At 49.9% G+C, this 1,474-nt stretch carries 2 protein-coding genes; both read left to right on the forward strand.

Annotated features, from left to right (window positions below; genetic code table 11):
- The first annotated feature begins 78 nt into the window (after nucleotides 1-78).
- Nucleotides 79-783: a hypothetical protein gene (locus PG888_RS22825; protein ID WP_182938000.1), complete on the forward strand. Its 705-nt coding sequence runs from the start codon at nucleotides 79-81 to the stop codon at nucleotides 781-783.
- A 46-nt stretch (nucleotides 784-829) separates the two neighbouring features.
- Entirely contained in the window at nucleotides 830-1,306 is a 477-nt protein-coding gene (locus PG888_RS22830) for a CS1 type fimbrial major subunit (RefSeq protein ID WP_182937999.1), read from the forward strand.
- The last annotated feature ends 168 nt before the right edge of the window (nucleotides 1,307-1,474 follow it).

Genomic DNA, 1,474 nt, shown 5'->3' on the forward strand with positions numbered 1-1,474 from the left:
GGCCATGATCTCGCACCTCGATAACTGTACGTAAGATCAGTATAGTTCGTGGTGGCTGCTAATCATGGGTAATCAGGTATGAGTAAATTTTTTATTTTATTTCTGCTGGTGCTCAGTGGCAACGCCTTGGCATCGCCGGATATCAGTGTTGGCACTTTATATGACTATATGTCGGCAGAGAAAACTACGCTGCTCAAACGGATTCGCAATATTGGCGATGAAACGGCTTTTGTCAAAATAACGCTGGCCGAGATTGTATATGATGCAGACGGTGTGCCCAAGGAGCGGGAGCTACCGGAGGAGGGCGTTCGCCAGCTGGTGACCAGTCCCTCACGGTTGATTATTCCCGCAGGTGGCATGCAGGCTACCCGTTTTATTTACATGGGGGAACGGGAACGTGAACGTTATTTTAGGGTGCGTTTTGTCCCGGTAAAGCCACAGGATGAAGATCTCACCGAATTGCCGCCACAACAGCAAATAAGCGCCGGGGTCAGCATTATGACCGGTTTTGGCACCATTTTGTTTGTGGCACCCAAAGAGACCCGTTATGACACCCGGATTGACCGTGAAAACGGTGTTCTCTATGTGGAGAATCGGGGCAATGCCACCGTTATTCTCGATTATCTGGAACTGTGCGACAAAAAAGAAACGTCATGCAGTCAACCGGAGAAGATGCATCTGCTGCCCGGCGTTAAGAAGCGGGTCAGTGAAGAGGCAACCAGAATGGTTCGTTTTGAACTGATCGAAGGGAAAAAATCGGCATTCAGGGAGTTCAAACTCTGAATTCCGATATATCACAAGACAGGTAATCACACCTGAAGGAGTAGTTATGAAGAAGTTATCGATCATCCCGACCTTGCTGTTGGCGAGCAATACGCTGATGGCGGCCGAGCAAGTAGAGCATACGGTGACGGTAACGGCGCAGATCCCGACCGAAAACTTTTATGTGCAGCCCGTAGGGGATTGGATGAGTACCCCGCAAAAACTGGCCTTTAACTCCTTTAGTCAGCAGTTGGAGCCATTAACTAAGCAGCTTGAGATGAAGAGCACCATTGGCCCCATCAAGGGCTATCTGCTCTATCCGGCCGCCATTATCAGTGGCAAGGACAATATCAATCTGGCCGTCAAGGTGGCTGGGGTTGAGTTGAATACTACTTCCAAAGAACTGCTGAACCAGGCGGATGCCAATACCGGTAAAAAGGTCGGGTTGGAGATTATTCCCGCTGTGCCAACCGGTGGTTACAAGCCCGGCAACTATCAAGGGATTGTCAGCATGATGTTTGAATCCGAAGCACCGAAAGCGTAGCCGTTGACATCAACAATCGGGGGCCTTCAGGCCCCCATTTCATTGGGACAGTCAGCACTCAGGTTGTACTCCATGGTTCGCTCTCTTATTTTGTGGATTTGACCCCATAGGTCCAGACACTTTTTCCCGCTTAGGGTTGTGATACCCGACTGCGCAGAAATTCCCGTG

Source organism: Aeromonas sp. QDB23 (assembly GCF_027707745.1).
Taxonomy (GTDB): Bacteria; Pseudomonadota; Gammaproteobacteria; order Enterobacterales; family Aeromonadaceae; genus Aeromonas; species Aeromonas allosaccharophila.

What these genes read in the sequence shown, in the direction of transcription:
- PG888_RS22825 (WP_182938000.1), top strand. Translation starts at nt 79, where the DNA reads ATGAGTAAATTTTTTATTTTATTTCTGCTGGTGCTCAGTGGCAACGCC.
- PG888_RS22830 (WP_182937999.1), top strand. Translation starts at nt 830, where the DNA reads ATGAAGAAGTTATCGATCATCCCGACCTTGCTGTTGGCGAGCAATACG.